At 41.8% G+C, this 25,746-nt stretch carries 20 protein-coding genes, 1 tRNA gene and 1 pseudogene; 10 read left to right on the forward strand and 12 right to left on the reverse strand.

Going from position 1 to position 25,746, the window contains the following annotated elements:
• Positions 1–199: 199 nt before the first annotated feature.
• Together FBB35_RS22845 and FBB35_RS22850 are read right to left on the reverse strand one after the other, a co-directional pair.
• Positions 200–6,592 (reverse strand): ATP-binding sensor histidine kinase, encoded by a 6,393-nt coding sequence (locus tag FBB35_RS22845; protein ID WP_174711544.1) that lies wholly within the window; start codon positions 6,590–6,592, stop codon positions 200–202.
• A gap of 151 nt (positions 6,593–6,743) precedes the next feature.
• Positions 6,744–7,478: an MBL fold metallo-hydrolase gene (locus FBB35_RS22850; RefSeq protein ID WP_174711545.1), complete on the reverse strand. Its 735-nt coding sequence runs from the start codon at positions 7,476–7,478 to the stop codon at positions 6,744–6,746.
• 275 nt (positions 7,479–7,753) lie between these two features.
• Here FBB35_RS22850 and FBB35_RS22855 point away from each other — a divergent pair, with 275 nt between their 5' ends.
• On the forward strand, positions 7,754–9,277 hold the full coding sequence (locus tag FBB35_RS22855; protein ID WP_174713746.1) for a site-2 protease family protein: 1,524 nt from the start codon (positions 7,754–7,756) through the stop codon (positions 9,275–9,277).
• Between the two features lie 294 nt (positions 9,278–9,571).
• On the opposite strand, the gene FBB35_RS22860 is transcribed toward FBB35_RS22855, so the two are convergent.
• The 3 genes from FBB35_RS22860 to FBB35_RS22870 form a co-directional block, all read right to left on the reverse strand.
• Positions 9,572–10,138: a phycobiliprotein lyase gene (locus tag FBB35_RS22860; RefSeq protein ID WP_174711546.1), complete on the reverse strand. Its 567-nt coding sequence runs from the start codon at positions 10,136–10,138 to the stop codon at positions 9,572–9,574.
• A gap of 75 nt (positions 10,139–10,213) precedes the next feature.
• Positions 10,214–10,894, reverse strand: a complete 681-nt coding sequence (locus tag FBB35_RS22865; RefSeq protein ID WP_174711547.1) for a HEAT repeat domain-containing protein — start codon at positions 10,892–10,894, stop codon at positions 10,214–10,216.
• A 505-nt stretch (positions 10,895–11,399) separates the two neighbouring features.
• Positions 11,400–11,484 (reverse strand) — tRNA-Ser (locus FBB35_RS22870).
• Between the two features lie 107 nt (positions 11,485–11,591).
• Here FBB35_RS22870 and FBB35_RS22875 point away from each other — a divergent pair.
• From FBB35_RS22875 to FBB35_RS22900, 6 genes are all read left to right on the forward strand, one after another.
• A complete protein-coding gene (locus tag FBB35_RS22875) occupies positions 11,592–11,960 on the forward strand; it encodes a 2Fe-2S iron-sulfur cluster-binding protein (protein WP_174711548.1) in 369 nt (122 codons plus the stop codon).
• A 98-nt stretch (positions 11,961–12,058) separates the two neighbouring features.
• Positions 12,059–12,604, forward strand: a complete 546-nt coding sequence (locus FBB35_RS22880; protein WP_174711549.1) for a thermonuclease family protein — start codon at positions 12,059–12,061, stop codon at positions 12,602–12,604.
• A gap of 84 nt (positions 12,605–12,688) precedes the next feature.
• On the forward strand, positions 12,689–13,501 hold the full coding sequence (locus FBB35_RS22885; RefSeq protein WP_174711550.1) for an inositol monophosphatase family protein: 813 nt from the start codon (positions 12,689–12,691) through the stop codon (positions 13,499–13,501).
• A 44-nt stretch (positions 13,502–13,545) separates the two neighbouring features.
• Positions 13,546–13,803: a hypothetical protein gene (locus FBB35_RS22890; RefSeq protein ID WP_174711551.1), complete on the forward strand. Its 258-nt coding sequence runs from the start codon at positions 13,546–13,548 to the stop codon at positions 13,801–13,803.
• Positions 13,804–13,845: 42 nt separating this feature from the next.
• Complete coding sequence (locus tag FBB35_RS22895; RefSeq protein ID WP_174711552.1) at positions 13,846–14,808, forward strand: J domain-containing protein; 963 nt, start codon at positions 13,846–13,848, stop codon at positions 14,806–14,808.
• Complete coding sequence (locus FBB35_RS22900) at positions 14,808–16,019, forward strand: ATP phosphoribosyltransferase regulatory subunit (RefSeq protein ID WP_174711553.1); 1,212 nt, start codon at positions 14,808–14,810, stop codon at positions 16,017–16,019. Before FBB35_RS22895 ends, FBB35_RS22900 begins: the two co-directional genes overlap by 1 nt.
• 106 nt (positions 16,020–16,125) lie before the next feature.
• On the opposite strand, the gene FBB35_RS22905 is transcribed toward FBB35_RS22900, so the two are convergent.
• The 3 genes from FBB35_RS22905 to FBB35_RS35005 all read right to left on the reverse strand — a co-directional run bounded on the left by FBB35_RS22905 (position 16,126) and on the right by FBB35_RS35005 (position 18,145).
• Entirely contained in the window at positions 16,126–16,308 is a 183-nt protein-coding gene (locus tag FBB35_RS22905; protein ID WP_174711554.1) for a hypothetical protein, read from the reverse strand.
• Complete coding sequence (locus FBB35_RS22910; protein ID WP_174707968.1) at positions 16,283–16,450, reverse strand: hypothetical protein; 168 nt, start codon at positions 16,448–16,450, stop codon at positions 16,283–16,285. Before FBB35_RS22910 ends, FBB35_RS22905 begins: the two co-directional genes overlap by 26 nt.
• Before the next feature lie 198 nt (positions 16,451–16,648).
• Entirely contained in the window at positions 16,649–18,145 is a 1,497-nt protein-coding gene (locus FBB35_RS35005) for a GUN4 domain-containing protein (RefSeq protein ID WP_254625672.1), read from the reverse strand.
• Between the two features lie 282 nt (positions 18,146–18,427).
• Here FBB35_RS35005 and FBB35_RS22925 point away from each other — a divergent pair, with 282 nt between their 5' ends.
• The 3 genes and pseudogenes from FBB35_RS22925 to FBB35_RS35010 form a co-directional block, all read left to right on the forward strand.
• The gene (locus FBB35_RS22925) at positions 18,428–18,652 is read left to right on the forward strand and encodes a ferredoxin family protein (protein WP_012407913.1); all 225 of its coding nucleotides are present in this window, start codon (positions 18,428–18,430) and stop codon (positions 18,650–18,652) included.
• 303 nt (positions 18,653–18,955) lie between these two features.
• Entirely contained in the window at positions 18,956–19,684 is a 729-nt protein-coding gene (locus FBB35_RS22930) for an ABC transporter ATP-binding protein (RefSeq protein ID WP_174711555.1), read from the forward strand.
• A 1,032-nt stretch (positions 19,685–20,716) separates the two neighbouring features.
• Positions 20,717–21,142 (forward strand): annotated as a pseudogene (locus tag FBB35_RS35010) (DUF4277 domain-containing protein); the annotation flags it as partial.
• Between the two features lie 429 nt (positions 21,143–21,571).
• Here the strand turns inward: FBB35_RS35010 and cas6 are convergent.
• From cas6 to csm3, 4 genes are read right to left on the reverse strand one after another with little or no spacing between them, the layout of a single operon-like run.
• Positions 21,572–22,339, reverse strand: a complete 768-nt coding sequence (cas6, locus tag FBB35_RS22945) for a CRISPR system precrRNA processing endoribonuclease RAMP protein Cas6 (protein WP_174711556.1) — start codon at positions 22,337–22,339, stop codon at positions 21,572–21,574.
• 3 nt (positions 22,340–22,342) lie between these two features.
• Positions 22,343–23,623, reverse strand: a complete 1,281-nt coding sequence (csm5, locus tag FBB35_RS22950) for a type III-A CRISPR-associated RAMP protein Csm5 (protein WP_174711557.1) — start codon at positions 23,621–23,623, stop codon at positions 22,343–22,345.
• Between the two features lie 15 nt (positions 23,624–23,638).
• Complete coding sequence (gene csm4 / locus FBB35_RS22955) at positions 23,639–24,754, reverse strand: type III-A CRISPR-associated RAMP protein Csm4 (RefSeq protein ID WP_174711558.1); 1,116 nt, start codon at positions 24,752–24,754, stop codon at positions 23,639–23,641.
• A gap of 2 nt (positions 24,755–24,756) precedes the next feature.
• Entirely contained in the window at positions 24,757–25,746 is a 990-nt protein-coding gene (csm3, locus tag FBB35_RS22960; RefSeq protein ID WP_174711559.1) for a type III-A CRISPR-associated RAMP protein Csm3, read from the reverse strand.

Genomic DNA, 25,746 nt, shown 5'->3' on the forward strand with positions numbered 1-25,746 from the left:
TGGCGCAGCTTCACAAATAAATGGTATTAAACCTCATCTATGTTGAAACCTAGAGTTTTTTAAAAGATATATTTATTTATGTAGGTTGGTTTGCGTTTCACTCCACCCAACCTACAAAACTACGTTTCTCAAAGTAGACGAGGTTTAGTATTGATGGTGAAGAAATTTGAGAGTATATTAGACCTCTGGCAAAACTCTTTTATTGTGATAAATCTAATGTCACAATTTTAACTGGTAAGGTAATGACAAACTCTGTCCCTTGACCCAGTACAGAAGTGCAGCTCAGATTACCACCGTGAGTTTCTTCGACAATTTGCCGAGCGATCGCCAACCCCAATCCAGTTCCTTTACCAACAATTTTTGTCGTAAATAAATGGTCAAATATTTTCTCTTTGACTTCTTCGCTCATCCCTTTCCCATTATCAGCAATGGCAATTTTAACTAAATGATTTTCGACTGAGGTTGTAATTGTAATTTGGTTGGTAATTTCTTGAATCTCTGCCAAAGTTTGCCCAGCAATTGACTCATCTAAAGCATCAATTGCATTTGCTAAAATATTCATAAATACTTGATTGAGTTGCCCTGGGAAACATTCTATTTGAGGTAAATTACCATAATTTGTGACAACTTCAATGGCGGGACGTAGTTCATTAGCCTTCAGACGATGTTTCAAAATTAAAATTGTGCTATCAATGCCTTGATGTAGATTAAATGGAACTTTGTAATCTCGATCGGCGCGGGAAAAAGTGCGGAGGCTGGTGCTAATATTTTTGAGTCTGTCGCACGCCATAGACATCGAATCAATCATCTTAGGCAAGTCTTCTAAGCTATAATCTAAGTCAATTTCGACCGCATGATCGAGAATTTCATCACTTGGATTAGGCACACTTTCTTGATAAAGTTTTAAGTGTTCAACAATATCAGTAACAGTTGGTTGAGCTTGTTTGAGACTGGCAGCAATAAAACCGAGGGGATTATTCATTTCGTGAGCGACACCAGCAACTAAGTTACCCAGTGCAGACATCTTTTCACTTTGGACTATTTGTAATTGGGCGTTTTGTAGCTCGTTTAGCGCTTGTTGCAAATCAAGTGATTTTTGCTGTAGAGTAAGTTCTGCCTGTTTGCGTAAGCGAAGCTCGTCGTAGACATCGCTAATATCTCGCATCACAATTACTGCACCAAGTTTATTGCCTAAAGAATCGACGATTGCTTGTCCGCTTGCTAACAAAATTCTCTTAGAACCATGCTTCGCCGCAATTACCATTTCTGCATTTTCAACTATTTCCCCTTGCAAGGCGCGAAACAAAGGAATTTCTGTTGTTGATAGGGGTGTTTGACCATCAGCTTGATATAGATCGAAGTGTTGTGCCCATTGCTCTGGTGGTAATGATTCTACCGGTATGCCATGAAACTCACGGGTTGCGTTATTGAATAAGATCAAATTTCCATTAGGGTCACAAACAACAATCCCATCTGTAATATTTTGAATAATGGCATTCAAGAACTCTCGTTCTTTGGCTAGAGATGCTTCGGCCTGTTTACGTAAGCGAAGCTCTTCGTAGACATCGCTAATATCAATTACTACCCCATCCCATACGATTGCACCATCGGCTTGTCGCTCTGGCCGAGCCGCAGATTGAATCCATTTGACGGTTCCTGAAGGTAGGATAATGCGCCATTCTTGCTCAAATGGTGTCAGAGTTTGGGCAGAGTAAGCGATCGCTTTTGCAATAGCAGGTTGATCGTCAGGATGATTCATAGCATAAAGGCTGTGTATCCCTGCCATCACCAACTCTGGCTCTAACCCATACAAGTCAAAACAGCCAGAGCTAACGTAGGGTGTTGAAGTTGAACCGTCGGCTGCCAAACGGAATTGGTACACCATCCCAGGAATATTATTCGCCAAATTTTGGAAGCGGATTTCACTAGCCTGTAATTTTGCTAGAGATTGCGTCAACTGTTGAGCATAGTTTTGGGAATTTCGATAAAGTCGAGCATTCACCAGAGAAATTGCCGCTTGAGCGCAAAGCAAGTTCAGCAGTTCGACGCGATCGCTTGTAAAGGCTCCAGCTGCTAGGTTATTTTCCAGATACAATATGCCCAGCAACTTCCCCTGATGTAATATCGGGCTGCACAAGATGCTTTTGGGCTGCTGTTGCTGAATATAAGGATCGTTGATGAATTGAGAATGCACTGTGGCATCAACAATTACTGTTGGTTTTAAGCTGCGTTTGACGGTATTAATTAAGCCAACTGGCACATCCTGAGAGTCTTCAATGGGTTGTGGATTCAGCAATCTTGGGTAAAAATCAACATGAGTAATTCCCTTTTTGTTCTCTACAGATACGATAGCAAGAGAAAGCTGTGCTAACGCCTGAATTAGCAAACGCCCTGATTCCAAAAGCATGAATACACACTTATCTGCTCCAGCATTTTCAATGACAATATGCAGCAATACTGAAAGCAGTTTTTCTAGTTCGATTTCGCCAGATAGGGTTTGGGAAGCTTTGAGAATGCTAGCTAAATCTAGAGCAACGGAAATGCTGCTACTACTGGAATTGGCAGAACTGGTGGAGATGACACTCCCCAAGGCAAAGATAGTTTCGTTAGTTGAGAGAGGAGAAGGACTTTGCTGAAGAATAGGGGCGAGTAATTGGGGATAGCGTTTTTCTAGATCGACGACTTTGGCTTTCGCACCCCAACGAGCATAACCATAGTAGGCTTGAGTCATGTATGACTGAGCAATCTGCTCTTTGCCCCAGTCGAGGTAGAATTTGGCGGCTAATTCATTGGCTAGTGCTTCTTCTTGAATATAGCCTTGTTCTTTGGCTCCGATAATGGCGCGATCGTAACATTCAATTGCTTCTGCCCGATTACCCAAGACTCGATAACGCTCGGCTTCCACCAAATCAAATTTGTGTCGAAAATTCATTGGCGCATGGGTAGCCCAGTAGTTAAGTTTTTCTTGGTTAGCAGTAATGCATTCTTTCATTTGCTGCTGTTCTAGGACTGAGAGTTGCTCAAACCATGCTAGTTGAGCTAAAGAATCATAGAAATGAAAGATAGGTACATATAAAAAAGCAATGATTGCATCTAAATATTGTCTCGCTTGCCTAGCTTGTTTTACGGCTTGTTCAAACTCGGAAAACAGATACGATACAACCAGTTTGTTAATCCACAGCAATGCTAATCCGGTGCGATCGCCTGCTGCTTCATGTAATGGAAGTTGATGCTGTTCATTGTATGCTGTACCGCTCAACACCACAACGTTATCCGCATATCCCATTAAATTCAGCAAAATTTGTCGAATCAATTGGGAATAGTTCAGAGCTAGATTTTGCTTCAGGTACTTGAGCGCTTCACAATATCCGGCAACTTCCGGCTCTAGCTGTGTTAAATTCTGTCCGGCAAAATAGGAGTAAAAACTGTAGTTATACGCAGAGTAACCCGCGAAAGCCAAATCGCCCACATCTAAACAACTACAATAGGCAGTTTGCAAGGGTTGTAATAACTCACGCAGGTGCATTTTCCAATGCCTTGTGTACACACAGACTAGTAATAAAGTTTTCCCTTTCAATTCGGAAGTTTGATAACGCGATCGCAGGTCGAGGGCTAACTGACCGAATTCATAACCTAATTCGACGTTTTTGAATACACCACACATTAATATTCCATAAGAGGCATAGCTAAAAGTCGAGGTTGATTCATTACCATAGACGACAGATAAATAAACCTTTTTTAAAATCACCAGTAAATACAGCTGTGGCTGGGACAGATAAGCGCAGGGTGCTACTGATGTCAAAATTCGAGCTGCTGCCAGGATGTTTGCATCCTTTGCATCGCTGAGGTTGAGCAACTCGGCAGGGAATCGCTCTCCAATTACATCTAAGACGGTACTAAAGGCAGCTGCCACGTCGTCCTGGGTAGGCGTTGTCGGTAGTTCGACTCCCAATTGCTTTAAGATGACAAGTGCCGCTGCAATCGCTTCGGCAAAATAACCCTGAGCAGTAAATACCTCAATTTTCACCTCATAGACGCTAATTTTATCTAATGGAGTTTTGGCGTGATTTAGAACAAGATGAGCATTGGCTGCCATCTCCTCTAAATCACCGCTCAGATAGGCAGCTTCTGTGGCAACTTGATGGAGTGCTAGGGTTAACTCATACTGATGCTGCCAACTGTTTTGGGCGAGTAACCCAATGCCCAACTGGGCATATTTACAGGCAGCAGTGTAGGCGGTTGCCGCCTTGGCCTTGCGGCTTGCCATCAGGTTAAATTGCGCTAATGCTTGACGTTCTGCGGGTTGAGCAATCAATTCAGCCGCAACGTTAAGTTGACCGACAATTTCAAAAATGCGTTCTTCCTGGTTGCTTTCGGGGGTATTACTCAGGAGTAACTGGCCAATTTTTAGATGAGTTGCCTGTTTTTGCTCCTCTGGGATGAGAGAATATGCCGCTTGTTGGACGCGATCGTGCAGAAATGTGTAAATACAGGAACCAGAATCCAGAATCCCCAAGTCAGAAGAATCTGTTATTGCTTCTGACTCTTGATAAAACTTATAGACATCACAGTGTGGTAAAACTAACCCTTCTTGCAACGCTTTCCACAAAACTGCTGCTGTTTGAGTTTGAGACTGTTCAAAAACGATCGCCAATGTTGCCAAATCAAACTGATTACCGATACAGGCTGCCAATTTCAGAACTTCCTGAGTTTCGAACGGCAACTTTTGTAGTTGAATTGCCATAAACTCAACGACATCATCCGTTAAAGAAAGTGATGTCTGAAGACAAGGTGCCGTGCGTCTGGGTACTTGCGCCACATCACACCGCCACAAACCTGTATCCCAATCAAAGGTAATTCGTCCATCTTCATGTAATGCCTTAAGAAACTGGGTTGTAAAAAATGGATTACCTTTGGCTTTTTGATAAACTAGCTCGGTTAACGGCAGGGCAACTTCTGTTGAATAACTCAATGTATCGGCAATCAAACGATTCACATCTGTTTGACTCAAAGGCTCTAATGTAATGGTGCTGACGGTGACTTCCTTCTCAATCTCTTCCAGAGCTACCATTAACGGATGAGCCGCAAACACTTCATTATCGCGGTATGCGCCAATAATCAACAGATAACCCTTTAAGGTTTCACCCATTAACAGCCTCATCAAATTGAGAGATGCCAAATCTGCCCAATGCAAATCGTCGAGGAACACTACTAACGGATGCTCTCTTGTAGCGAATACCTGAATAAATTTCACAAACAGCAGATTGAAGCGGTTCTGTGCAGCACTACCCGATAATTCTGGTACTGGCGGTTGCGTGCCAATAATCCGTTCTAATTCTGGAATCACTTCAATTATCACCTGTCCACTCTCAGAGATTGCGGACAGAATTTTGTTTCGCCACTGTTCTAACTGGGTATCGCTTTCGGTGAGCAACTGTCCCATCAAATCCCGGAAAGCTTGCACAAAAGCAGACAGGGGAATATTGCGGTTAAACTGGTCATACTTCCCTTTGATGAAGTAGCCGTTCCAGCGAACAATGACCTTATGCACTTCATTCACCACGGCAGTTTTACCAATGCCAGAGAAGCCAGCTACCAGCATCAGTTCCACTGCACCATTGGCAACCCGCCCAAATACCTCCAGTAAGCTTTCTATTTCCTCCTCCCGTCCGTAGAGTTTTTCTGGGATGAGAAAGCGATCGCTGATATCGCGCTGTCCTAAATCAAACCAAGTGTGTTTACCTGTTTTTTGCCATTGTTCTAAGCAAAATACTAAGTCATATTTGAGTCCCGTAGCACTCTGGTAGCGGTCTTCGGCATTCTTTGCCATCAGCTTGCAAATGATCTCTCCCAACATCAAGGGGATTTCCGGGTTGAGATTACAGATAGAGTCAGGCTGTTTGGCGATATGACAATGTAACAACTCCATTGGATCGTGAGATGTAAAAGGCAGTTGTCCACTCAGTAGTTCAAAGAAAGTTACACCTAATGAATAAAAGTCGCTGCGATAGTCAATGCCTCGGTTCATTCGTCCAGTTTGCTCTGGCGACAAATACGCCAGGGTTCCCTCTAGTGCGTTGGGACTTTGGATTTCTTGGGTTTCTCGTGGTAGCAGCGAGGCAATACTGAAGTCAATTAGCTTAATTTTTCTGGTTTCAGGATGAATCAGGATATTAGCTGGCTTGACATCTTTGTGAATGATGCGCTGTTGATGCAACTGGTGTAAAGTGTCTATCAGTTCCAAGGCAATGGGTAGGAATTCCTCTAAGCTCAGTGGTCGTCTTTGGGTAAATTGCCGCAAGGAGATGCCACCAAAGTCTTCCATAACTAGGGCATAGCCATTGTCATGGGGTTCTAGACTGTAAGGTTTAATGATGCTGGGAATATCTAGGTTTTTCGCGATCGCATATTGGTTGCGAAACTGTACTAATTCGCTAAAACTTGGATATTCTCGTTTTAAGAGCTTGATGACGACTGGTTGGCGATCGCATTCTCGTATTGCCCGATACACTTGAGTCCGAGAACCAGAATAAAGTTGCTCTATAATTTCGTAGCCAGCGATCCTTACAGTTCCATCAACTTTTGCACTCATAAATTTTTACCAGAATTCCTTGTCTAACGCTAGAATTCCCCAGACAGTATCTTCCTTAAATTATATTTTACATCAGTATCAAAAAGAACCATACTTTATTGAGTATTGGGCATTAGGATGAGTTTTTTATACTCGTGAAGAAGTTTTTATTTTAAATAAGGGGCTGCATCCGCAGCAAAGCTGGTAAATCCAGAGATGCGAGGTGTTGATAAGCTCGATCTATAACACGCTTGCCCCTAAGAAAGCCTGTATTCGCTCCAGGACAAATGTACCTGAGAGTTTCTGGTGTAAAATGTTCTAATAATAACTGAACACTGTTGATTTGTCGTGGCCAGTGAAAGGTTTTAGTTATCCGTAATGGTACTGCATCACCCTTCTGATTAGGAACCAAATGGCGACCAGAAAACAATATACCTCCAAGCTTACTGTAGTATAGGCAAGATGATCCGGGAGAATGACCTGGTGTCCAAATAATTTTGACTGCCGCATCAAGAGTAAATTCTTGACTAAAGGTAGTTACGGGTAAGCCTGGTAATAAATAAGCTTCTTGTTCTTGCATCAGGACTTCACAACCCAAGGCTTTCTGAATTTCAGCAGTTTTGCCTATAGCACCTCGATGTGTGAGAAATAACCAACGCACCCCTCCATGCGCTGCTAAAAAATCTTGATTTGTTTGGTCTAGGGCAGGGCAATCTATGAGGATATTGCCTTCATTTCTTACAATAAAATAAGAGGTTCCCCCTAATGTGTCCCGATTGGGTGGGAAAGCAAAAATGCTCTCTTGTGCAAAGTCCGATTGCAAGGAACTTCCGCTAGGAATTTCTTGAAGAAAGACAGCCCGTGGTGGCTTAGTTGTATGACTTGGCTGTTGAGGTAAAGGGCACATAATCAAAGAACCGGAACTGAGGAGTTGTGGACAATCTGGTTACAGTGTAGAAATTCTAAAAGAGGCAAGGGAGCAGGGGGCAGGGGGCAGGGGAGATGAGGAAGATGGGGAGCAGGGAGCAAGGGAGAAGAGTTTTCCCCCTGCCCCCCCGCCCCTCTGCCTCTTCGTCGAACTGTTAACCGTCTGAAAAATTGGGATTTGAGGTCTGCCTCGTAGTTAATGCTATGGTGCTGAAGCTACTGGTAGGGCGTTTTGTCAAAATTACTGAAGATAACATGGCATTTTGGTTTCTGTTTATCCTCCTACTGGGGCTAGCTACTTATCTAATGGTGCAGCACAGTGTCGCTCACATCACTCGAACGCCAGTATGGTTGTTGTGGCTGGTTTTAATGACACCAGCATTGTTGTTAAGTGGATGGACACTAATATATGGGGCGAAACAACCTCCGCCACCAGGGCTGATTGTTTCGTCGTTATTTGTCTGCACAGTGTTGTACTGGATATTGTTTCTAGGGGGGCGGCGAGTGCCAAGAGATACACAAACCGAAGTTCCAGCCCAAGCCTCAGAATCACAGCCGATTATCCAGCCTACCCCAGAACCACTAGTGCGTCCCATTGAGCCAACAGAAGAAACTCAACTGCGAAATTGTTTTCCTTGGTCTGTATATTACGTTCAAAATATTGAGTATCGACCACAAGCCGTAATTTGCCGGGGTCAGTTGCGAACTAAAGCCAGCAATGCCTACCAGCAGATTAAGACTAATATTGAAGCACAATTTGGCGATCGCTTCGTGTTGATCTTTCAAGAAGGTTTAAATGACAAACCTTTCTTTGTGCTAGTTCCTAATATTCAGGCTGCTAAAGAGCGAAATACACCCCGACGCGACCAAGAACGCTTAACTCGACCAGGATTAGCACTTCTACTACTAGTAGCGACTTTGATAACTACTACCTTGGTGGGAGTGGAAATTGCTGGTACTTCTCTTCCGCCTCTATGGGAAATTGGCTCTTTGTTCAAAGTTCTATCTAACCGAGATGTCCTATTCAAAGGATTACCTTATGCTTTAGGATTAATGACTATTTTGGGTATTCACGAACTTGGGCATTATTTGACGGCTAAATTCTACAAAATTCGCTCGACGTTGCCTTACTTTATTCCAATGCCTTTCTTTTTGGGAACTTTTGGTGCATTTATTCAGATGCGTAGTCCCATTCCCAACCGCAAAGCATTATTTGACATTAGTATCGCTGGGCCGCTTGCAGGCTTTGTTGTTACCTTGCCATTACTAATATGGGGCTTGGCTCATTCTGACGTGGTTCCCCTGATTGAGGAAAAAACTCGATTTTTGAATCCTGATGCTCTTAATCCCAAATATTCCATCTTATTAGCGCTACTGTCGAAGCTAGCCTTGGGAAGTCAGTTAACAGCAAAATCAGCCCTTGATTTGCATCCAGTTGCAGTAGCTGGTTTTATCGGACTAATTGTGACGGCGTTAAATTTAATGCCTGTGGGACAACTTGATGGAGGCCACATTGTCCATGCAATGTTTGGACAACGAGTTGCGATTATGATTGGTCAAGTGGCTCGCCTCCTCTTGCTATTACTTTCGTTAATCCGGGAAGAATTTTTGATGTGGGCGATTATCTTATTATTTATGCCCTTGATTGATGAGCCTGCACTGAATGATGTCACTGAATTGGATAACAAACGTGATATCTGGGGATTACTGGCAATGGCTTTGTTGATTGTAATTATTTTGCCATTACCGCAAGCGATCGCTAACTTTTTGCAAATTTAAAAAGTATCAACGCAGCCATAAAAATCTAGATATATTTTTCCCAACTATGGAATTAACCATAGCTTGGTGTTTTTTATTGAAACAGAAGTCAAGATCCTTTTTCACTAATTTCGCGCAAGAATCAATTTTTAAAGCTGCGATGCCTGCGGCGGGCTACGCTTACGCTGAAATGGTTTCAAAGAACAAGCGAGTTTAACTAAACCCTTATTTCTAAGTAGGGGCAATTCATAAATTGCCCCTGAGTGTGTATAGTTTTGCGTAAGTCCTAAATAGGAAAAATACGCAGTATTACAACTAACTTGATACTGAATTAGCCGCCTCGGAAGTTTTCGCAGCAGGTGGAAAACCACCCATGCGAATCTCAGAAGTGAAGGAAGTAATACTAAATCCACCAAAACTCTTGAGGACATTTACCCGCATTCGCAAATTGGGGCTAGCAAACCACAGGCGCTCCTCTGACCAGATGTTTTCATCTTCTATAGTTAGGATTAAAGCACCATCACTGTCAAATTTGTAGTGTCCTGCAACTGGAATTTTCTCAGCATCAACTATTTCCCGCAGTAACTTGCCTTCAGACGGATTATCTGCATCGGGTACTGAAACTAACACAGTTGAACCACTATGTTTTGTTTGATCCTTTTCCATTGTGCCATTCCAGTTAATTTTGATAGCACAGGAGGCGGAACTAGGATTAATTTCGTACTGTTGACACAGTTTGGTCGCTTCTGGATGATCTACTGCCAGTGTCTCAATGATAATGTCTGACTTGCTATGTTCAGATTCATTTAAAGCCAAATGTTGACTCGTGCGATGAGAAAACCATTTACCAGTACTTAACTGAAAAAACTCTTCAATATTCATGAATGAAATTACCCTGCATCAAAATGCTAAAATTCCCACTTAATTATTAAAAGGTAGCAGGAGGCTCTAAGCTTATTAAGCTTGATTGTCTATTTCCTCAAGCTTCTTGAGGCCAATTCTGGCTGCCTCAGCAACGTTGAAATGATTGTCTTTTTCTAAATATTTTAAAGCTGAAACACTCTTGGGAGTAGGGAGATTACCCAAAGCTTCTGCCAAACGCTGTCTTACTAACCAATCATCTGATTGGGCAAAGCGTAGAATCTGATCAACAGACTCAATATCTTTAATTTCTCCGAGCGCAGAAATTGCAGCTTGTTGCAACACTACTTCTTTGCTATCCAATGCCTGAAGAAGAAGTTGACGGGCACGGGGATCTTTAATGTTACCTAGAGAAACGGCTGCACTAAAGCGTACTAGCCAATCAGTATCTTCATAAAACGCCCGTGAAAGCACTTCAAAGGCTCTGGCATCGCCCAAATATCCTAAAGCACCAGCAGCATCAGCGCGGATGCCATAATCGGGGTCATTTTCGAGGATTTTGACCAAAATTGAATAACATTCTGGCGTTGGCTTGATTCCAAGGGCAAATATTGCCATCGATCGCAGTTGCAAAGATTCGTCGTCTAGTACCTTTTTAATTAAAGGGACTGCCTCTTCAGGAGAAACATGACGCAGATTAGCAAGAGCTACCATGCGATCGCGTAAGTTCGGACTTTCTAACTGAGTAGAAATTTCTTGTAAGCTGAGAGCTGTCATGTAGTTCAAAGCATTTTCTTTACTTATCTTAATTTACCCGATCCTTTCATCAGGCTGTCGCCATCGTGAAGTAGGAGTTTGGCGACTTTACAAAATGGCTCAATTATGAGTGAAAAATAAATAAATGTTACAAGAGGGGGCAGGGGCAAGGGACAGGGGGCAAGGGGCAGGAGAAAAGAAGTATTAATGAAAACTTTAGTTGTGGGTATAAAGCTTACTAGTATAAAAAGTGGGTTTCGTTCCTCAAAGGCCACTTGCTTCTTGCTTGGAACTAGCCGCGAACAAGTCGTAAAAACCGCAAGGGCGCAGTGGCTTTCCAACCTACACCAGTTTCAGCTTTTAGCCTTAACTGAATCACATTGGTTTTTAAGACACCTTTCCTGCGGGACGCTAACCACTTTCAGAGCAATTTTTAAGAATATATTTCGCAAGATCCCGTGATTTATTTAACCCGACCATTTGTAGAAGTCTGGTTCAAACTATATATTTAGACTAGGTTTTAGAACGGAGAGGGGGGGATTCGAACCCCCGTTAAGTTTCCCTAAACAGACTTTCCAGGTCTGCGCCTTAAACCACTCGGCCACCTCTCCAGGTGCCACAAGTTACGATCATACTATAGAATCCCAGAAAATGCAAAGATAAAGAAAGATATTCTTAGATTGAATCTGAAAGTCCTAATTCCACAACGCAAATCCAGATGTCTCGTACATACACAATTAAAGTTCGCGATCGCGCCACTGGCAAAACATACACCTTACAAGTGCCAGAAGACCGCTATATTCTGCACACTGCCGAAAAACAAGGTGTGGAACTGCCGTTTTCCTGTCGCAACGGGGCTTGCACCGCTTGTGCTGTAAGGGTATTGTCGGGAGAAATTTATCAACCAGAGGCGATCGGATTGTCGCCAGATTTACGTCAGCAAGGTTATGCCCTGTTGTGTGTGAGTTATCCCCGTTCTGACTTGGAAGTAGAGACACAAGACGAAGATGAAGTCTACGAACTCCAGTTTGGACGCTATTTTGCTAGGGGGAAAGTAAAAGCGGGTTTACCGTTAGATGAGGAATAAACAATTGAAGAAGGCAGGGGACAGGGGGCAGGAGGCAGGGGGTAGGGGGCAAGAGGTTCTGCTTGCTAGGCGCAGTAGCGAGCATAGGAGAGTTTGTGATGGTTAGGAGTGTTGGTAACTGGGTACGAAAAATAACTATTTTGGTTTGCTTATTGCTCTTGGTGAGTTGCCAAAGTAAAAACCAGTTACCAAATAATCAGGCTCAGGTGAAAGTAGCGCGGGTAGTTAGTGGGCAAAGTTTGGAAGTGTTAGGAATGGCTGAACAACCGAATTTGATTTCTCAAGTGCGGTTAGTTGGCGTTGATGCACCAGATTTGCGACAGAGACCTTGGGGAGAAGCAGCAAAAGAACAGTTAGAGAATCTTATTGGTGGTGCAGAAGAATTGGTCGAACTGGAGTTTGATTTAGAAGCAAAAGATAAAATCGGGCGAACTCTAGCTTATGTATGGAAAAATAAGGTGTTATTGAATGAAGAATTAGTTAAACAAGGCAATGCAATGTTTGTTGGGCGATCGCCTAACCACAAATATGACCAGCGTTTAGAACGTGCCCAACAATGGGCCAGGCTCATGGGCCAAGGAATCTGGAACCCAGAAAAACCCATGCGCCTCACCCCCGCCGAGTTTCGCCGCCAAAATCTTTGAAGAATTGGGAATTGGGAATGGGGAATGGGGAATGGGGAATGGGGGGAGATGAACCAATGACAAATGACAAATGACTAATAACAAATGACCAATATACAAATTTTTCTAGATATTGCTACAGAAGCAGCCTTAGCTGCTGGTGCTATTTTGCAAGGTTACTTGGGTAAGTTAGAAGACGCAATTATTGAAAAAGGTCGTCCTGGTGATTTAGTTACGGCTGCTGATAAAGCCTCAGAAGAGTTGATTTTAGAAATTTTGCGTCGCCATTTTCCCCAGCACTCTATCCTCGCTGAAGAATCAGGCAAATTAGGTAATCAAGAAAATGAATTCCTCTGGGCAATAGATCCTCTAGATGGCACAACCAACTACGCCCATCAATACCCGTTTTTTGCAGTTTCTATTGGGCTGTTAATTAATGGCGTTCCAGAAGTTGGTGTAATTTATGATCCATTCCACAATGAGCTATTCAGTGCGGCTACTGGCTTGGGAGCAACGCGAAATCGCCGTCCCATCAATGTTTCAGCAACATCTGAACTGAATAAAAGCCTACTAGTGACTGGGTTTGCCTATGATCGCCGTGAAACCTCTGATAACAACTACGCAGAATTTAGTCACCTTACCCACCTTACGCAAGGGGTTAGACGTAGCGGTTCAGCATCGCTAGATTTGGCTTATGTTGCCTGTGGGCGTGTCGATGGTTACTGGGAACGAGGGCTTTCTCCTTGGGATATTGCCGCCGGGATAATTTTGTTACAAGAAGCCGGGGGCAAAGTCACAGCATACAATGGCACTCCTGTCAAAATTGAGTCAGGTAGAATTCTGGCCACAAATGGTTATATTCACGACTCCCTAAGTAACGAACTGTTACAAGTTCCGCCACTATCAGCCTGGGTATAGCACGTGGGGGTGGGGCAATACCGTTCGGTTAAGGAATTTTTGGGTTGAGGCAGGCAGGGGACGAGGGGGACAAGGAGGATAAGGGGGACAAGGAGGACAAGGAGGACGAGGGGGACAAGGAGGACGAGGGGGACAAGGAGGACAAGGAGGACGAGGGGGACAAGGAGGACAAGGAGGACGAGGGGGACAAGGGGAAATTATTGAACAAGTCTCTTCTTTGTCTCCCTTGTCTCTTCTCCCCCTTCCCCCCTGCTTATTTGAACCGTATTAGGGGTGGGGGCTTTCCCTCCGACTTTGGGTAAACTAAAAGGAATCTAACTGCTCCTTTGGTAGAAAAAGTCTATATGTCTTTCAAAATAGATCGTGGATTATTTAAATATGATTTCATAGATCATCACGCAATATTGTGCGTTCCAGTTGATGCGGATGTCAAAGAGATTCGGAAACGCTATCTCCAAATTGCCCGCCGCTTACACCCGGATAGTAGGTTTACTGAAAGTGATGAACAAAAACACCTAGGAAACGAATTTTTATCAAAGTTGGTTAACCCGGCTTACGAAAAACTTACTGGCGATCGCACTCGCACGGAATATATTTTAATTTTGTCGCAAATTGGCAAGCGGCTAGTACAAGAGTCTACTTCGGTAACTCTCACTACCGATTTGGCTAAAGAGTTAGTCCAGTCATCTAATCTCGATCATGTCTATAAAAGTGCGATCGCTAAACTAGCTCAAAGCCAATATGATTCTTTAGACCATGTGCAGCAAGCCATTGCTCAAATTAGTGAGTTGAATTTAGTCTATTTAATGCGGAGTGCAAGCAAAACATCCGCCGCGCCGCCGCCACCTGCTCAACCCAAAGTTCAATCAGTTACACCTCAACCAAGTACACCAAAAAATACACTCCCAGAACCAGCACCAGCGCCACCAAAAGAAGACACGGTTGTAGAACAGTATGTTCGTCGCGCTCAATCTTTGATTGACAAAAACCAATTTGCCCAAGCCAAAGTAGAGTTGCAAGATGCCCTGAAGCTAGAACCTAAAAATAGTCGCTGCCATAGCTTAATTGCAATGGTGTATTTGAGGCAAAATCAGCTAAAAATGGCAAAAATCCACTTTGAAAACGCTCTAAAGCTAGATCCAAGTGACGAAATGGCTCTGCAATGGAAACCTAAAATAGATAAAGCATTAGCACAACACCCTAGCGATCATAAGGTGACTTCATCCGCCAATAATGGAGATAAGCAACCAGATAAATCTGGTAGTGGTGGTTTGTTCGGTGGTTTGTTTGGTGGGAAGAAAAAATAATGGTGTATCAACCAGCATCGGGTGCCAGGGATTTATTGCCCTTGGATGTGGAGAAAAAACGCTGGATTGAAGATCGGTTGCAGCAGGTGTTTCATCGTTGGGGATATCACAGGATTATCACCTCAACTTTAGAGCGTATGGATACCTTGATGGCAGGGGAAGCAATTCAGCGCCAGATGGTGATTCAACTACAAAATGGTGAAGATGATGAATTAGGGCTACGTCCAGAATTAACAGCATCCATTGCTCGTACTGTTGTCACTCGTATGGCAAATGCAACTTATCCGCAACGGTTGTACTACAACGCCAATGTGTTTCGCCGCACGTGGGAAAGTAGACATAATCGCCAGCAAGAGTTTTATCAAGCTGGGGTGGAGTTGTTAGGTGCTGGCGGATTGTTGGCGAATGCGGAAGTACTGCTGTTAGTCGCAGATTGTTTAGCAGCATTGGGTTTGCGACAATGGCACCTAATTTTAGGTGAAGCGGGAATTACGCGATCGCTCCTGAGTGCATTTCCGGCTAATTTACAGGATAAAGTTCGCAGTGCGATCGCTCATCTCGACCGCATTACCATAGATACTTTACCTTTAAGTGATAAACTACGCGATCGCGCCAGAATCATGCTGGATCTGCGCGGCCCCAGTGCAGACGTGTTACAAAAAGTTAGTAGTTTGGATCTAGACGAAGAACAGCGAGAGGCAGTGAATAATCTCAAATCCCTAGTAGAGTTACTAGAATCAGAGAAAAAATTTCCCTTAATCCTCGACCTCAGCCTGATCCAGACCATAGATTACTACACTGGTATTGTCTTTGAAGTTGTCAACGACACCGAATCCCAAGCCAGAGTTTTAGGGCGTGGTGGTCGCTACGACCAGCTTTTGGGTCTATATCATCCCCAAGGAGAAAATATACCCGGAATTGGTTTTGGACTCAATATCGAAGATTTATACCAAATTTTGTTATCTACTCAACAATTACCGCAAGTAACCCCAGCGAGTAACTGGTTAGTAGTACCAGAGACGGCGAGTGCTAACGCCGCGGCCTTTGCCTACGCGCAAAAACTTAGAGATTCCACCCATTTAGTGCGGGTAGAAATTGATTTAGGGGGAAGGGATGCAGAGGCTATTCGCCAATATGCACGCGATCGTAGCATAGCCCAAATTGCTTGGATCAAAGCTGATGGTTCACCAACCATTGAATCATTGCGTTAGTGGGCATGGGGCATTGGGCAATTCAATTTTGGATTTTGGATTTTAGATTTTGGATTAAATTTCAATCTAAAATCCAAAATCTAAAATTCTCACTCCCTACTCCCTTTTACCTTTCGTGAGTTTGCTGTTTGATGTGTTCTAAAAACTCTTCAACTGTACCTGTTTTCCCTTGATGACGAAGACGTATCGCCATTGTATGAATAGCATCCTCGTCGTCTCTATGAGCCAAGATGTATTCTCTTAGGTCTTTCATAGTCATTTGTTCAAAATTCGGCTTCGGTTGACTCATAACTCACTTTTCCTTTTGGGCTAATTGATGCTTCTATCTCTTCACCAGCAATAATGATTAAGTCGCCTGTTCTTGTATCAGTAGTTACTAAATATATAGGCGTGTACATTTTTGTTAATTGTTGACAAATTCTGTACATCACCGTTTTCTACTCTGGCGTTGGTTCCATTTCACCTGCTTGAGTAGATAAGTGACAAATATTACCTAAAAAGTTTCAGTTTGCTTTGACTTATACAAAACAACAGTGCCAGGTAACAGAAACGTGAAAACCGCAATACTTCGTGCGAAATGACTTGTTTGTGAATCTTCACAATTTTCTGTAAGCCTTATCTGTTACACTTTACAAGTCTCGACGCGAGAGAAGAGAGATTACAGACCACCGACGTATTACAGATGGAAGGTGTCCTTTGGACGCACTTGTGTTGAATAACAAGTCTGAGTAATTTAGCCATTCGCTTTGTTTTTCGGTTTGTTGTCTCAATCCAAACCATTTGTCAACTACAACTGTTCTCAACTCCAGCCAGCCGACGCGATCGCCAAACTTTTTATAATCTTTTCCGACGCTTTCCCAAATGCGCTTTTGCACGCTAAACCCAAAGCGCCCATTATTGTATTTTACCCACAGTTGGTCAATAGTGCGTAAGTCAGTGCAGGGAAAGTTTTCGATGGAATTGATATTTAACCAACCTTTTTTTTCTCTACCAGTGGCTTTGAGCATAGCTGCCAGAGTTTCTTGATCGGCTTCTTGCCACTTGCCAGCTTTGAGTAAATCGTGTAATCGCGTATAGTCTACACCCTTTTCAGAGAGTAGGTCATTACCTGTAGATTGCTGTTCTTGTCCCAGTCTCTCAGCTTCTTCTTGTTCTCTTTGTAGTTTGAGTCTCTGTGCTTGCTGTTGTCGCAACTTCTCGGCTTCTGCTTGTTCTTGCTGTTGTTGCAGTCTGTTTGCTTGCTGTTGTCGCAGCTTTTTGGCTTCTGCTTGTTCTCTTTGTTGTTGGTGGAGTATTTCTGCTTGTTGCTTTCGTACTTCAGCTTCATTATCTATGAGGACTACATCCTCATCTTTAAGCTTCAGATATTGCTGTAATTTCTTCAAATCCGCTTTAGCTTTTTCCCCTAACGGATATCCTTGTTCATCTACTAATTTGGTAAAAATTTGCTTGTATTTGTCAAGATTTTCTTTGTATTTCCCATAAGGTTCTAATGCTTTGTCTCGCACTGTACGAGCTTCTTCATCAGTTAATCCTAGTCTTTTCTGTAAATCCTTCAATATTTCGGATTTCACAAAAGAAATCTCGCCATCAGCCGCAAATTCTTCAACCTGCTGGCGATACTCAGCTATAGCAGTTTCCTTTCTTGCCAATGCTAGCTGTTGTTGACGTTCTGCCTTGAGTTGTTGAGCAGCGGCCCTAATTCCCTGAGCTACATTTGTAAATGCCTCGTCTCGATTAGTCCAAGAGGTAACAGGTTCGGCATTCTTGGGCAAAAATTGCAGTTTAGCAAACGGTGTGTCACTCCAATCAACCCGTCGCAGAATAACTGGGATGACACGAGCTTTTCCTGTATTGTGACGTTCTATTGCTGTGGTAACTTCAACATCCCAGCAATAATTAGAACCGATAAAGTCTGAACTGACGAGCAACAGAATAATATCGGCTGTATTTAAATTGTCATTAATCTGGCGATCCCACTCATCTCCTGGTAGTATCTTGCGATCGTGCCAGCTTGATATCACACCCTGCCGTGTCAAAGTACTCAGGTGATTAGCTAGTTCATCCCGTAAAGCTTCGTCTTTATGAGAGTAGGAGAAGAAAAGCTGTAGCGATACCTCTGGCATTTTGCGTTTCAGGAGTAGGATAAATTACGCTTGTAATAAATTATAGTATTTTTGCCTGAATTCCCATAGAATCTAACGGCAATAGCCAAGATAGCTTACTTACGCCAAAAATCTTGATTTTATTACTACTAAGGGTAAATTTGAAAATTCCGAGTTTTGAGTTAGTAATGAATAGAAATTGCAGTTTCATCCAGACTCAACTTGACACCAGCATCTCCAATCCTTATCCCACTCCCCTGCTAGGCTAGAAATAGCCGATACAGAAAAGAGGGAATCGAGAATATGCCGCACACAATTGTTACAGAAGTCTGTGAAGGCGTAGCTGACTGCGTAGATGCCTGTCCAGTAGCTTGTATTCATGATGGCCCAGGCAAAAATGCCAAGGGAACAGATTGGTACTGGATTGACTTTGCCACTTGCATCGACTGTGGTATATGTCTCCAAGTTTGCCCAGTAGAAGGGGCGATTCTGGCAGAAGAACGACCGGAGTTGCAAAAAACTCCGTAATAGTCCATAGTCAACAGTCAATAGTTATTTTTTGACTTGACTGTTGACCAAAGAGGCAGGGGAGCAGAGGGAAGCGGGCAGGGGGAAGATACTGGAAATATACTGATACAAGGGTTTCAGAGCAGATAAATTTATTTATTCTCAAAAGTAAAAATATTTATTTTGAGCGGAAAGTGCCACAAGAAATAATACGTCCTTGCCTCAAGCCCATAAATTTAATTTATGGGTTTCTCCCACTGCTCCCCGCTCCCTGCCCCTTTTACTCTTTTTGACCAATGACAAACTACAAATGACAAATGACAAATGACAAATGACTATTTACTAGATGTTCAAAATGTCCATGCTGGATACATCAAAGATGTAGATATCCTGCAAGGTGTGAATTTCCTGGTTGCCCCAGGAGAATTGGTAACAGTGATTGGCCCCAACGGTGCTGGTAAATCTACTTTGGCAAAAGCAATTTTTGGGCTTTTGATCCCCCACACAGGCACAATTACCTTCAAAGGTGAAAATATCGTGGGGCTAAAGTCCAATGAAATTGTTCAACGAGGAATGTGCTATGTACCGCAAATCGCCAATGTTTTCCCCTCTCTCAGTGTTGAAGAGAACTTGGAGATGGGTGCTTTTGTACTTAATCTTCCTCTGAAACCAATTAAAGATAAAATATTTACCATGTTCCCCAAACTGAGCGATCGCCGTCGTCAACGGGCTGGTACTCTCTCTGGAGGAGAACGCCAGATGCTAGCGATGGGCAAAGCTTTGATGTTGGAACCTAGTTTGCTGATTTTGGATGAACCATCTGCTGCTTTATCCCCGATCTTAGTGACACAAGTATTTGAGCAGATTAAACAAATTAATCAGGCAGGAACTGCGATCGTATTAGTAGAACAAAATGCCCGTAAAGCCTTAGAGATGGCTGATCGCGGCTATGTACTGGAGTCTGGACGCGATGCTATATCGGGTCTTGGTCAAGAACTGTTGAACGATCCTAAAGTAGGTGAACTATATCTGGGAGCAGGTAAAAGACATTAACCATCTTTAATCACTCTTGCCCCCATTCAACATAACACCACTTTAAATAAGGAAACTTCACGAGCCGATAGCGATGTCGAAGGCGTTCTGCGCCTACGCTATCTATAAACTAATACAAAAGCTATAACAATTCCTGCCACTGCCGCGACCGTCGTTTTCGATGCTCAAAGAATTCTCCCCAATAATCCTTGCGTTTCTAATCACATCTACAGCAAGTAAAAAGGGAAAACAGGACATTCATTCAGGAAAAAATTATAAAAATGCAAATTAACCGGATTTGCCAGAACCCAATTGAACAAGAGGGCGTACTAAACTTCCTATATATAAAGCTCTGCATCACTTTTTGATATAATTCTGAGTCAAAATAAATACTGCAAAGTCGCTCCAGAGGGAATCTGGGGCGTTTTTTACACCATAAAAAACGCCTATGTTTACCCTAGTCAAAACTGATTGAGTGCTTTTGGCAATTTGGCATCCAAAATTTTTCGGTTCCCGTTTTAATTGATATATCAGCAGGGTTACTGGGACATTGAGAAACTTCTACAAGGGATCGATTCCCGTCTCAAAAATCCCACCCAATGGCCAGTTGTTGACGCTCAGGCTCTGTAAACTACCTTAAATGGTGGATGCAGTAAACAGGCAGAGCAAGCGTCACCGCTTCATCACAACTGGCTAGAAATCAAACAGAAAACACATAGTTCGTTAAGCAATACTGCTCGGTTAAGCCTAAAAAATAACTCCAATGTAGGTTGGATTGAGGAACTCAACCCAACATTTTCAGGGTTTTGTTGAGTTTCACTCCGTCCAACCCAACCTTGTATCTTAGAACCCACATTCCGCACTTCATTTTGTAGTATACAACAGGTGTAATAAATAGCTAAAACACTTTAAGTATAAACGCATAATTAAGATAGTAATAAATATCAACAATATTAAACAACAGCAATAAATAGAAATTCATCGGGCATTGACAATAAATTCAGGAATAAAAATGAGAAAATGAGTCTGAATTAAATAAAATACCCAAAAAAGATAAATTACCAAAATGAAGAGTTTGAGAGTAAAAACTTAGATCACTTGGGAATAATATCAGGAATAATTGATGAGATAGGAATTGTCGAAAAAATCAATGAGATATTATTAATTGATAGTAGAGAGAAAATAAATGCAGGAGAAGTAGTCAAAGCAATCATTCTTAATAGACTAGGTTTTGTCTCGAAACCATTATATAGGACTCATATTTGATTTTTGAAAAAACTCAGTACACATCTTTTCTCTTCTTTCCTGTTCCCTATTCCCTGTTAAGAGTTCCCATTCTACGCAGATAATTTCAGTAATCAAATCGGATTCCTATATTTATTTTCACAATTCTTTGAGGATAAAGCCATAGAACATTTATTAGGAGCAGGAATTAAAGCCGAAGAATTAAATGATGATAAATTAGGAAGAGTAATGGATATTGCATAGTCTTGTGTTTTCATAACTGGTTGAAAAATTCAAATTCAATATTGTTGTCTAACTAGCTTTTTGAACCCAATTAAAAAGCTCAAACTTTGGCGTACATAATTTATTTTTTATGGATACTTGATTGTTAAAAACTATAGTTTTATATTGACTATAAATGTAGTTTATTCATGCTAATTATTGAAGTGCGGAATGTGGGTTGTAAGGTTTTCCAAGTGGATTCAGTCTCATTATCTGGAATACCATTTTCAGCAGTATCTGTTAGCAAAATATAAAGCGTTTCAGCTTTGTAAAATTCAACCAATCCTTATTGTACAAATTTTGTTTTATATTCTCATTTTTGAAGAGGGTTGAGGTAAGTAGTTTCTTAATACACTCTTTTGTTAAAATAAAGAAATGAAATTGATTTCATAGTTTTCAAATTTAATGATTTATGTTTACTGTTGTCTGTCCCATTCCTAATCTTGTTTTCATCCCAGTTCCTGCAAATTCGGCATATTGAACTAGTAAATCAGCTACATTCGCAAGCAAAGAATCTGCACGATTAAAGATTTGCAGTGTTACTTCCCCCATAAATCCATTTATATAACCTTTATACATCTGGACACTGCGCGTTTGGATTCGATGATGTTTAATAAATAAGGCATTATTTAAATAAGTGATTAGTTCGTCACCACCTAGATAAACTGGAGCAAAATTATTCCAGCGTTCCAACCAACTGTTGAACATTAAAGAAGGTAGCGGTAAAGGTAGGCTACCCCTAGATTGTCCAAAGGCTGTTGGAGTTGTAAATTGCAAATCAAATCGACGTACTGGTTCAGGTTCATTTGCGACTAATTTAGTATAAAGTTCTTCGTAGCTGGTAATTTTATCTTCACGGTTGATAATATTAAATTTAGCACCAAGTAATTCCAGGGACTCGTTGAGATTTAGTCCAGCAATAGCTTTACTTGAGTCTTCTTTTAATCCAGATAAAGATAGGTGATAAAATTCTTGGGGTTCAAAAGCGATAAAATCCTGTTTTGTGAAAAAATGACCGCATATGCCAGAGAATGATGTGGAAGAAATTTTTTCACTGCCAATTTGTAATCCTATTTGATTATGTAATATTTTGACGAGTTCTAAATTGTAAGAACGCGGTAGGATAGTTGGTTCAGATACACTTAATGTCCACGTTGAATTAATTAGCATAATTTATAGATTTTTAAATTTCACCCACCCTGCTACAAACTTAATTTCCCCATTGGGATTAACTACAGTACGACGAGATTTAGGTGCTTCAAATTGCGGTGCTTTTAACCCGCAAGTATCGCGGATATCCGCTCGTAATTCACCGTCAAATAATAAACCTACCGTTGTTCCTGTCATCCCACTACCCCAACCTAATCGCATAGTATAGGGACATTCTTCAGGTTCATAAAATTGGCGAATAGAATTAAAATCTAAGTTTCTTCCTGCTGCACGAGGATTATTTTCGATATCATTCCAGTAATCATGTTCATAATCCCATTGTTCTTGGCTAAACTCCTGGCAAATTTGGATAAGTTCTTCTAGATTGTGAAATGGTAATTTCATTCCTTGTTTGTGTTTGAACCAATCAAGCATTTTTGTATCGAGTGTCAAAGTAAATGTTGTCTGAACATTTCGTACCATTTCAACATAAAGAGATGCTCTATATTTTGCGAGATAGTCAGGGAAGCGACTGGATACAATTACTTCAGCAACGATGGGTAAATTAATAGGAATTAATTGTCCTTTTTTAGTAGTAATCTTACCTTCAATTAAAGGAGCGCAATCACTGACGCTCAACGCTCTGAGAAAATCAGTGTTTTGACTGCTGCCGTTATATCTTTTATCTTGATATGTAAGAGTATATTCTGAAAATAAAGTCTCCATAAAAAGGTCGTCATCAGCAAACTTTTGCTTGTGTTTATTACCGAGTTCTCCTAATCTGCTGCGTAATTTTTTTTCGATTTCGCTAACTTTTTGATTTTTGGGTACGTTGTAGCGATCGCCATGTTTGAGCAAGTAATATGCGATCGCAGTTCTAATTGCCCCTTTAATCGACGAACCGGGGATATATAGCTGTCCCATCCCATTGCGAATCATCGGACGCAAATCGGTGATGCGTTCGTCTGTCAGCTTTTGGCTAATGGCGTTTTTCGGGAAAATCAACTCTCCATTTGCATCGGTTGTACTCCACCACTGTTCCCCGAAGGCATCTTTGAGCAGATTGCTGATATCTTGGCGATCGCTAATTGCTTGGATGTAGTCATTAAGATATCTACCACCTTTCTTATGAAGGGCTTTAGCAAGGGCTTCTTGGTTGGGAAGGTAAACTTTTTTTGATGTTTGCACGTATTCAAAGGGGTTTAACCTCGATACAGACGAACCAATATGCAAGATCGGGCTAGTTAGCTGTATCTTTTTTGACTCATAAACTTCGGGCTTTTTGAGGGCAATAGAGGCAAGCATTTTAGGTTTTAGATTTTAGATTTGTACTTTGATAGGAAGACTTAAACCAATACCACTACGATATATTTTGTGTGCTTTAAATTCACTGGGGGTTACATCGGCTAGTTTGCCCGGTGGTTCAATTGGAAATACCGAACCTTCTACAAACATCCTTACCATCTGGCGGCGAATATTTCCATCAGAAAACCATCCACCCCGTTCTTGTACTTCGTAGTTGCTGTAAGAATTATCTATAATTAATTGCTCAAGGATAGATTTATCATCATCCCAAAATAAGCTAATCAAGCACTGATAAGCGGATTTATCTAAAGGTTTGACGACATTTTCCCAACTAGAGGAAGCATCCTTTAAATCCAACCATTCAGCTTGGAATAGTCCCGCACCGCTTGAACGTTCTCCCCCAATTCCTTGTTCCCCCAATAAATCCAGTGCTGCTTTCAATTCTGCGATAAGTTGTGGGTTGTTATCCTCGAAATATACTAAGAAATACAGACCGGATAAGCTTTTGATACCGCTACCATTTTGCTCCCAATCGAATTGTACGTATCCCGTATGGTAAAAATTGGTGGCGCTGGTTGTTCTATCTATGGCAACTTTAGGTAGTTTATGATTTTTGAATGCTTCTTTATAATCAAACGTACCTGCTTGTTTGAGTTTGCCTTTAGCATTTCCTTTGGTTTTATCAATCAAGTCTTGAGCATCTTCTGTCGTAAAGCCTTCTCCTTGATACCAGCGATGCCAAATATCAAGCGGTAAATAATTGAGGGATTTATAGGTTTTAAAGAACGCTAAATCATCTTTTTCGCTATCCAAATCTCCACCATGTGGGTAATTAGTTGGAAATTTCAAGGGGCGGGGAAGGTAGAAAATAGTGTTATTTTTGGTATTATTTTTGCCTTCGCGGTAGATAAAGGTCGAACTTATTCGCATCGGGGGCTTGGGTTGAAGAAACTTTGCCAACAATTCTTCAACTGGTTTTTTCCCAAATAGCCGTGCGTAATTGCTCACCCAAGCACTAAATAAAGTATCCGAACGTACTCGTTCTTTTGACTCTTCCATACCAATACCCAACTCACCAAAATGGACGCTTGACTGTCCGAAGTTAAGTTTGACAAGTTGCCATTTACCCATATTTAGCTCCCTGATAATCGATGTTGGATGTTTTGGCTTAATCCGGTAAAGTTATCTAATAGTTCTTGGATATTATTAGCAGATGGAATTTCTTCTCTCTCTGATCCATCGCTAGGAGTATTGGTAATTCGACGGTAATATTCCAAATCGCGGTAAAAGAAATTGAATTTTTTAAATTCTACTTTGCCGTAACCTCTAGAACCGTGACCTCCCAAAGCATCGTCTTCCAGGATTGCTAGGGCGATCGCAATATTTTTTAAATCTTCAATAGCTTGTTCAGAATTTTCGACGGTGTAAACAAGCTCAAACTCGAATATCGAACCTGCGGGGACGCGCTCAAATTGCCGAGGATTGGCTGCTGCGGTAACGCGATCAATACCATTTTCAAATTTCCATTCGGTCATAAATAGACCTGTGTCTACTTTTTTGAGTTGTTCGGCTGATTGGGGTAATAAATGGGAATCACGGACAATTAAGCGTGCTGGACAGTTACGACCACGATTGATTTGAACATAGCTTTGACCTTGGATAGTTTTCTTGGGCGTTTCGTCAGATTTGCCGGGTTCAGGAGGAACGTATAGTCCTGCTTTTTGGGCAACAGCAGTCGGCATCCAAAATTTTGTTCCACCCGTTGAGCCAAATAGACGACTAATTTGGCAAGTGAACGCTCCTTCATAAGGAATCATTAACCCATCAATTTCCGTAATTCCGTCTTCTAAATCATCGCTTTCATAACGATAAGTGCCGCTTCCCCCAGTACGATTGAGAGGTTTATTTAATAATCTCTCTGTAATTGAGCGCAATTTCCCTTTAATTGAAGAACCGGGAAGGTAGGGATACTGCGTTAAAGGGTCACGGATAACTGGTTTATCGAGTCCGCCGATATCCAGGTTTTCACCACCTCCACCAATATGTAATCCAGTTTTGACTTCAATTTGGCTTTTCAGGATAAATTTACCAAATAAAGATTTTTGTTCTAATGATGCAGGCAT

The organism is Nostoc sp. TCL240-02 (assembly GCF_013343235.1).
GTDB lineage: Bacteria > Cyanobacteriota > Cyanobacteriia > Cyanobacteriales > Nostocaceae > Nostoc.

What these genes read in the sequence shown, in the direction of transcription:
- FBB35_RS35005 (WP_254625672.1), bottom strand. Translation starts at nt 18,145, where the DNA reads ATGCCAGAGGTATCGCTACAGCTTTTCTTCTCCTACTCTCATAAAGAC.
- FBB35_RS22900 (WP_174711553.1), top strand. Translation starts at nt 14,808, where the DNA reads ATGGTGTATCAACCAGCATCGGGTGCCAGGGATTTATTGCCCTTGGAT.
- csm5 (WP_174711557.1), bottom strand. Translation starts at nt 23,623, where the DNA reads ATGCTTGCCTCTATTGCCCTCAAAAAGCCCGAAGTTTATGAGTCAAAA.
- FBB35_RS22930 (WP_174711555.1), top strand. Translation starts at nt 18,956, where the DNA reads ATGACAAATGACTATTTACTAGATGTTCAAAATGTCCATGCTGGATAC.
- FBB35_RS22860 (WP_174711546.1), bottom strand. Translation starts at nt 10,138, where the DNA reads ATGAATATTGAAGAGTTTTTTCAGTTAAGTACTGGTAAATGGTTTTCT.
- csm3 (WP_174711559.1), bottom strand. Translation starts at nt 25,746, where the DNA reads ATGCCTGCATCATTAGAACAAAAATCTTTATTTGGTAAATTTATCCTG.
- FBB35_RS22875 (WP_174711548.1), top strand. Translation starts at nt 11,592, where the DNA reads ATGTCTCGTACATACACAATTAAAGTTCGCGATCGCGCCACTGGCAAA.
- FBB35_RS22865 (WP_174711547.1), bottom strand. Translation starts at nt 10,894, where the DNA reads ATGACAGCTCTCAGCTTACAAGAAATTTCTACTCAGTTAGAAAGTCCG.
- FBB35_RS22880 (WP_174711549.1), top strand. Translation starts at nt 12,059, where the DNA reads ATGGTTAGGAGTGTTGGTAACTGGGTACGAAAAATAACTATTTTGGTT.
- FBB35_RS22855 (WP_174713746.1), top strand. Translation starts at nt 7,754, where the DNA reads ATGGCATTTTGGTTTCTGTTTATCCTCCTACTGGGGCTAGCTACTTAT.
- csm4 (WP_174711558.1), bottom strand. Translation starts at nt 24,754, where the DNA reads ATGGGTAAATGGCAACTTGTCAAACTTAACTTCGGACAGTCAAGCGTC.
- FBB35_RS22850 (WP_174711545.1), bottom strand. Translation starts at nt 7,478, where the DNA reads ATGTGCCCTTTACCTCAACAGCCAAGTCATACAACTAAGCCACCACGG.
- FBB35_RS22905 (WP_174711554.1), bottom strand. Translation starts at nt 16,308, where the DNA reads ATGAGTCAACCGAAGCCGAATTTTGAACAAATGACTATGAAAGACCTA.
- FBB35_RS22885 (WP_174711550.1), top strand. Translation starts at nt 12,689, where the DNA reads ATGACCAATATACAAATTTTTCTAGATATTGCTACAGAAGCAGCCTTA.
- cas6 (WP_174711556.1), bottom strand. Translation starts at nt 22,339, where the DNA reads ATGCTAATTAATTCAACGTGGACATTAAGTGTATCTGAACCAACTATC.
- FBB35_RS22845 (WP_174711544.1), bottom strand. Translation starts at nt 6,592, where the DNA reads ATGAGTGCAAAAGTTGATGGAACTGTAAGGATCGCTGGCTACGAAATT.
- FBB35_RS22925 (WP_012407913.1), top strand. Translation starts at nt 18,428, where the DNA reads ATGCCGCACACAATTGTTACAGAAGTCTGTGAAGGCGTAGCTGACTGC.
- FBB35_RS22895 (WP_174711552.1), top strand. Translation starts at nt 13,846, where the DNA reads ATGTCTTTCAAAATAGATCGTGGATTATTTAAATATGATTTCATAGAT.